This is a genomic window from Dietzia sp. DQ12-76, assembly GCF_014145045.1.
In the GTDB taxonomy this organism is placed as follows: Bacteria; Actinomycetota; Actinomycetes; order Mycobacteriales; family Mycobacteriaceae; genus Dietzia.
Genome location: NZ_JAALDV010000298.1, coordinates 1,765 through 8,183, shown reverse-complemented (window position 1 = coordinate 8,183; position 6,419 = coordinate 1,765). Strand labels below are relative to the sequence as shown.

6 protein-coding genes and 1 pseudogene are annotated in these 6,419 nt (G+C 71.6%); 2 read left to right on the top strand and 5 right to left on the bottom strand.

Going from position 1 to position 6,419, the window contains the following annotated elements; all coding sequences use genetic code 11:
• Positions 1-967 (bottom strand): protein kinase domain-containing protein (locus G6019_RS10660; protein WP_241725993.1); only part of this gene is annotated, 967 nt, incomplete at its 3' end.
• A 113-nt stretch (positions 968-1,080) separates the two neighbouring features.
• On the opposite strand from G6019_RS10660, the gene G6019_RS10655 reads away from it, so the two are divergent.
• On the top strand, positions 1,081-1,449 hold the full coding sequence (locus G6019_RS10655) for an Rv2175c family DNA-binding protein (protein WP_182613127.1): 369 nt from the start codon (positions 1,081-1,083) through the stop codon (positions 1,447-1,449).
• Here G6019_RS10655 and mptB read toward each other — a convergent pair.
• Both mptB and G6019_RS10645 read right to left on the bottom strand, forming a co-directional pair.
• On the bottom strand, positions 1,418-2,968 hold the full coding sequence (mptB, locus tag G6019_RS10650; protein ID WP_309230210.1) for a polyprenol phosphomannose-dependent alpha 1,6 mannosyltransferase MptB: 1,551 nt from the start codon (positions 2,966-2,968) through the stop codon (positions 1,418-1,420). The genes G6019_RS10655 and mptB overlap by 32 nt on opposite strands.
• Before the next feature lie 2 nt (positions 2,969-2,970).
• A complete protein-coding gene (locus G6019_RS10645) occupies positions 2,971-4,050 on the bottom strand; it encodes a polyprenyl synthetase family protein (RefSeq protein WP_107756205.1) in 1,080 nt (359 codons plus the stop codon).
• Between the two features lie 95 nt (positions 4,051-4,145).
• Between G6019_RS10645 and metF the strand changes: the two genes are divergently transcribed.
• Positions 4,146-5,123: a methylenetetrahydrofolate reductase [NAD(P)H] gene (gene metF, locus G6019_RS10640; protein ID WP_182613128.1), complete on the top strand. Its 978-nt coding sequence runs from the start codon at positions 4,146-4,148 to the stop codon at positions 5,121-5,123.
• 56 nt (positions 5,124-5,179) lie between these two features.
• Here metF and G6019_RS10635 read toward each other — a convergent pair whose 3' ends face one another.
• Together G6019_RS10635 and G6019_RS17320 are read right to left on the bottom strand one after the other, a co-directional pair.
• Positions 5,180-5,908 carry an LppM family (lipo)protein gene (locus G6019_RS10635; protein WP_182627563.1) on the bottom strand — a complete coding sequence of 243 codons (729 nt, stop codon included), beginning with the start codon at positions 5,906-5,908 and terminating at the stop codon, positions 5,180-5,182.
• Positions 5,905-6,419 (bottom strand): annotated as a pseudogene (locus tag G6019_RS17320) (phytoene desaturase family protein); the annotation flags it as partial. The pseudogene G6019_RS17320 and the gene G6019_RS10635, both read right to left, overlap by 4 nt.

The window sequence follows — 6,419 nt, the reverse complement described above, 5'->3', positions numbered from 1 at the left end:
CGCTCTCGCGATCGGCGGCGTCGAACTCCGCCGCGCCGTCGGGCGCCGATCGGGCGGCGGCAGCCCGGGCCCTGGACCAGGACGACTGCTGCGGTGCGGGGACGACGTAGGTGGGGAAACGTCCGATCTCGGCGGCCCGGTCGAGGTCGTCGAGCATCTCCGCCGCGTCCGGGTACCTGTCCTCGCGGCTGCGGCGCGTCGCCCGGAGGACCAGGTGGTCGAGGTCCTCTGCCACGGAATCGGACTGGTCGGACGGGGCGGGGACGTCGGTGTCCAGGCGACGGTAGGCCACGGCGATCGAGTTGTCCCCGCTGAACGGGGGCTCCCCGGTGAGCATCTCGTAGGCGAGGACGCCGAGTGAGTAGAGGTCGGAGCGTCCATCGGTGTCGGTTCCGGAGATCTGCTCGGGGGAGAGGTAGGCGGCGGTGCCCATCACGACACTCCGGGAGGTCGCTCTGGACTCGGCCACCGCACGCACGAGGCCGAAGTCGGCGAGCTTGACGGCACCGGTCGTCGAGATGAGGACGTTCTCGGGCTTGATGTCGCGGTGCACCAACCCGGCCGCGTGAGCCTCGCGCAGAGCGCCGAGCAGTGGGCGCAGTACGGCGGCGGCCGCGTAGGGGGGCATGGGTCCGCGCTCGTCGAGGAGCTCGCGCAGGGTCCCGCCCGGGACCAGTTCCATGACGAGGAAGGCGGTGTCCCCCTCGACCCCCTGGTCGAAGACCTGGACGATGCCCGGGTCGGACAGTCGAGCGGCCGAGCGGGCCTCGAGGGTGAACCGGTCGACGAAGGCCCGATCTCCGGCGAGGGCGGGATCCAACAACTTGACGGCGACGTGACGGTCGAGCCGTTCGTCAGTGGCCAGGTGGACGATCGACATCCCGCCCCGGGCGATCACGGCGTCGAGCCGGTAGCGCCCGTCGAGCACCGTGCCCGGCCCTGGAAGCTGCCCGTCGTGAGTGGTCATGGAGTCCATTCTGCCCGCCGGCGTCGCGATATCGGCATGCGACCGGGCGGCGCGCCCGGCAGGGGTCCCCGCGGTGGTGACCGCCGGGCCTCGCTGGGACTAACGTGGTCGCCGTGAGTACCGTTCCGCATTGTGATGACGTCCTGCCCGGGGACATCGAGACGATCAATCTGCCCGAGGTGTCGAGTCGACTGGGGATCCCGGTCACCCGTGTACACGACCTGCTGCGTGAGGGGGGACTGATCGCCGTCAAGCGTGGCGGCGTGGTGGTGGTCCCCGCGGTCTTCCTGGACGACGACGACGAGGTGGTGCGGTTCCTGCCCGGTCTCGTCTCGGTCCTGCGGGACGGCGGCTACCGCGACGAGGAGATCCTGCGGTGGCTCTTCACGGAGGACGACAGCCTGCCGGGTCGGCCCGCGGACGCACTCCACGGTCACCGCGCCCGGGAGGTCATCCGGCGCGCTCAGGCGATGGCGTTCTGATCCCGCTGGTGGTCCGCCACCACCACCCGGCCACCGCCAGGGAGGCGAGCACCGCGACCCCGGAGAGCACCGGGCTGTAGAGGCTGGTCGATCCGTTGGGTCCTATCGCCATGACCAGGAACACGGTCGTTCCGACCGCGGCGGTGGTGGCTCGTGGCCCCGGCCTCGCCAGAACCCAGAACGCGGCCACCCACACGTAGTACCAGGGCCAGGCGAGCGAGTTCAGTACGACGAAGGCCAGCAGCGCCAGCATGATTCCCCGCAGCGCCGTTCTCCGGTCCCGGCGATGGAGCCACCACACGGCCACCAGCGCCACGGCGAGGACCACCCGCCCGACCTGTCGTGCCACTGCCAGCACGTCCTCGAACCCGGGGGAGTCGGTGACCGCGTGGATGAGATGCGCTGCCGCCGTCGGTGCGCTGAGGTAGTTGATCACCCTGTCGGACACGGCGATCGCGTCGAACCATCCGACTCCGGTACCGGACCCGAGGGTGGTCAGCCCGAGCACGGCCATCGCGACCGCCGCGGCCAGCGCCGTGTCGCCGAGCGCCCTGAGCGTCGGTCTGGCGACAACCGGGTCGTCGCGGCGTCGCGACAGCGTGATCCACAGCAGGAACGGGGCCACGATCACGGCGGTCGCCTTGAAGGCCACTGCGATCCCGATCGCCGCCCCCGCCCAGGTCACGCGACCGTCGAGGGTGAGGACTACCGCCCCGAGGCAGGCGACGAGCGGGAAGATCTCATTGTGCAGCCCGCCCGCCAGGTGGATCACGGCGAGTGGCGACGCGCACGCCAACCAGACCGCGGCCGCCGCGTCGACGCCGGTCCGGCGAGCGGCCATGACGAGCAGAACGGTCAGTGCGGCCAGTGCGGACAACACCGCGACGCGCAGGATGACGATCCCCACCGCCGGGTGGCCGCCGGACACGGCCACCACGCCCCTCATGAGCAGCAGGTGGAGCGGTCCGTACGGAGTGGCGGTCGACTGCCAGTCGGGGCTGACCTCGTCCGAGAACGCGCCCGGGTTGGCCTCGGGACCGAACTCGTAGGGATCGACGCCCGCGGCGGTCATCGCCCCCTGGGCGAGGTACGACCAGGCGTCGCGGCTGAACATCGGCACCGCGGGCAGTGTCGGAAGCGACCACAGCGCAGTGGCCCACACCGCGTCCCGCGTGGGGAGCCGACCGGACAGCGCCCGCGGTCCCAGCGCGAGCCAGCCGCTGAAGAGCAGCGCGATCCCGATCCAGCACAGCGTCAGCGCCAGGATCTCACCGTGACCGAAGGTGAACCCGAGCAGTCCGACGGCGACGGCGGGTCCACCGTCCACCGGCAGTGCCCCGGCGCCGAAACCCCCGAGCGTCAGGAGTGCGGACCCGAGCATCCCGCGGTACAGCGCGGGACCGGAGGGCCCGGTGAGGGCCGAGCGCGCAGAAGAGGTGAGCGAGCGGGCGGCGCGCGTCGGCACCGACGGATCCGACTCGTGGGACGTGACGGCCCCCGGGGTGGGATCAGGCGCCACCGTCACGACCGTCGACGGGTGGCGGCCTCGGCCAGGGCGCGGAGTGTGACCCGACCGTGCTCGCTCACCGCGTCGGACCCGATCGCGTCCAGGGCCCGGACCGTGAAGGTGTCGATCTCCGCCTCGACGGAGGCCACCGCACCGCAGTCCACCAGTATCCGGCGCGCGCGCTCGAGATCGGCGGGGTCGAGATCGGTGCCCAGGACCGAGAGCAGGAATTCCGCCTCCCCGGTCGGCGCCAGCGCCGTACCGCGGGCGAGCAGGAGGGTCCGCTTGCCCTCTCGGAGGTCGTCCCCGGACGGCTTGCCGGTCACCTCCGGATCACCGAAGACGCCGAGCATGTCGTCACGGAGTTGGAACGCCTGCCCCACGGCCACCCCGAACTCGCGCAGCGCCGTGACGGTGCCCGGCTCCGCCCCGGCGAGCGCGGCACCGATGTGCAGGGGCCGTTCGACCGTGTATGCGGCCGTCTTGAAGCGGTTGACCCGGGCCGGCGTCTCCTCGTCGGTCGCACCGGAGGACTCGGCGAGGATGTCCAGCATCTGCCCCGAGAGCACCTCGGTCTTCATGGCGTACCACGGCTCCAGTGCGCGGCCGAGCGCGGTGGGGTCGACGCCCGAGGTCACGAACATCTCGTCCGCCCAGGCCAGTGCGAGGTCCCCGACGAGAATCGCCTGCGACACGCCGTACCGGGCGGGGTCTCCGGACCATCCCAGGTCGCGGTGTGTCGCCTCGATCGAACGATGGACCGTCGGTCGGCCGCGACGGGTGTCCGAGGCGTCCACGATGTCGTCGTGGATGAGGGCGCAGGCCTGGATCAACTCGAGTGCGGCGCAGGCCGTGAGGATCTCATCCGGGACCGTCGCGTCCGCCGGGCTCGCGGCCGACCACCCGGCCAGGCCGAAACGGGGTCGGATCCGTTTGCCGCCGTTGAGGACGAAGTCCGACAACCGTCCCGCGAGGGCGTCGACACGGTCGTCGACCCCTGACACCACCCGCCGCCGCTCGTCGAGATGGCGGCGGAGGGCGCCGAGCACCCGTTGCGCGTCGTCCGGACGAGTCGCCGTGACCACGGTCACCATCCCTTCGGGGCGCCGCCGCCCGGCAGCCCTCGTGACCGTGATCCTAGTCGCCGGGCGGGGGTCGGGACCGGCGCGTGTCGGGCTACCCTGGTCCGGTGACCCAGCTACCCCACCTCGTACCGGCGGGCGGCGACCGACACCCGAGCATCGTGGACCGCATCGCCTCGTCGCGCATCCCCAGGGTGCCGTTCTCCGTGGAGTTCTACCCACCCCGGGACGAGGCCGCGGAGGCCCGTCTGTGGCGCGCTGCCTCGGTGTTCTCCGAATTGGGGGCGGCGTTCGTGTCCGTCACCTACGGTGCGGGCGGCTCCACCCGCGACCGGACCGTCAAGGTGGTGGAGAGGGTGGTGCGGGAGACCGACCTGGTCCCCATCGCGCACCTGACGGCAGTGGGCCATTCGATCGCCGAACTACGCGAGATGATCCAGATGTACGCCGACGTGGGGGTCACCAACATCCTCGCGCTCCGGGGCGATCCCCCCGGTGACCCGCTCGGGGACTGGACGCCGCATCCCGAGGGTCTGCACTACGCGGAGGAGCTCGTCCGACTGATCCACGAGGTCGGTGACCTCCACGTGGGCGTCGCCTCCTTCCCCGAGGGTCACTACCGGGCGCGCGACCTCGATCACGACACCGAGATCCTGCTCAACAAGCTCCGCGCCGGCGCCGAGTACTCGATCACGCAGATGTTCTGGGATGTCGAGCACTATCTGCGCCTGCGGGATCGACTGGAGTCCGCGGACCCGGAGCAGGCCGTCAAACCGGTCATCCCCGGGCTCATGCCGGTGACGAGCCTGCGTCAGGTCCGCCGCATGGTGGAGCTGTCCGGGTGCGCACTGCCGGACGGACTGTCCGACAGGCTGCGTACGGCGGCGGGGGACGGCCCCGAGGAGAACCGTGCCGCGGTGCGTGAGGTGGGGATCGAGTTCGCCACGGAACTCTGCGAGCGCCTGATCGCCGAGGGCGTGCCGTGCCTGCACTTCAACACCCTGAACTTCTCCCGCGCCACCCACGAGGTGCTGGCCAATCTCTCGATGGTCCCGTCGCCGGAAGTGGTGGCGAGCGGGGTCTGACACCGCCCGCTCCGTTCTGTCGCGGGTGCCCGCGCTGTCGCGGGGGCCCGGGCGGGTCAGCGCACGAGGCGGTCCGAGCGGGCGCGGGAGGTCCGGGCGGCGAGGATCGTCCCGATCGACACCAGCAGGGCCGCGCCGATCCCGACGATCATCCATACCGCGAACCCGCGGGTGGCGGGATCCGGGTAGGACGAGGACGCCTGCATCCGGGTGATGGAGCCCGGCGCCGGCGTCCAGCTCACGGAGTTGCCCCCACCGAGCGTGCCGTTAGTCTCGCCGATACGGTTGGGGAAGGTGAGGTCCACACGCGTGGTCGCGGACTCCGCGCGGTCCGCGGGGATACCCGAGAGGTCCACCGAGCCCGTGAATGACACCGTGTCGCCGCTCCGCCGGAACCCCAGGGTGTAGGGACGGGCGCCCTCGACCTCGATGGCCAGGGACAACGCGTCGACCTCCGCGAAGGTCAGCTGGGTGAAGTAGATCTCCCTGCCGGTGAAGCCGTCCGCGGAGTAGGCGGTGATCCTCACCTTCTGCTCCAGGCCGGACGGAGTCGACAGCCGGTCCAGCGCCGCCGTCTGCGCCGGCTGGTCACCGGCCACCAGTATGCGACCCGAGACGGTGTCGTCCTTCCGCACACTCATCTGCGCGTTCAGCTGGAGACACCCGGTGAGGACGAACAGCATCGTCACCAGGGCGGTGACGCCCACGATCCGGCGGTCCGCGGGGGAGCGCGGGGCCGTCACGGGGTTGGTCGCTGTGCCGCTCGGTTCGATCACGGTCGTCATTGTGCCCGCGTGCGGAGCCGACGCCGCGTCGACGTGCCGAGTCGGCGACCGACGAGACGTGCCACCGTCCTGCCGCTCGTGCCGATGACGCCGCCGCCGGGATGGGTGGAGGCGCCCGCGAGGAACACGCCGTCGGCGCCGGGGACGGTGTGTCCGGCCAGATCCGGGTGGGGTCGCATGGGGAGCATCTGGTCGAGGGACATCTCCACGTGCATCACGTTGCCCCCGATCAGGCCGAGCTCGGTCTCCAGGTCCTGAGGTGTCTGGACATGGCGGTGGACGATGGAGTCGGTGAGCCCGGGCGCGAAGCGCTCCGCGGCCGCGATGATCCGGTCCGCCTCCCCGGGACCCGCCTGCGACCAGGAGCGCCCGTCCGCGAGATGCCGTGGGTGCCATTGCGACCACAGTGTGAGCTCGTGCCGGCCCGCCGGCGCGAGCGAGGGGTCGAGCGAGCTGAAGCTCATCGCGAGGACGGCGGGATCCGCGTCGAGCCGTCCGGCCGCGGCGACCC

Excerpts from the sequence above, each read along its gene's own strand:
- G6019_RS10645 (WP_107756205.1), bottom strand. The coding sequence starts at position 4,050 with ATGGTGACCGTGGTCACGGCGACTCGTCCGGACGACGCGCAACGGGTG.
- G6019_RS10635 (WP_182627563.1), bottom strand. The coding sequence starts at position 5,908 with ATGACGACCGTGATCGAACCGAGCGGCACAGCGACCAACCCCGTGACG.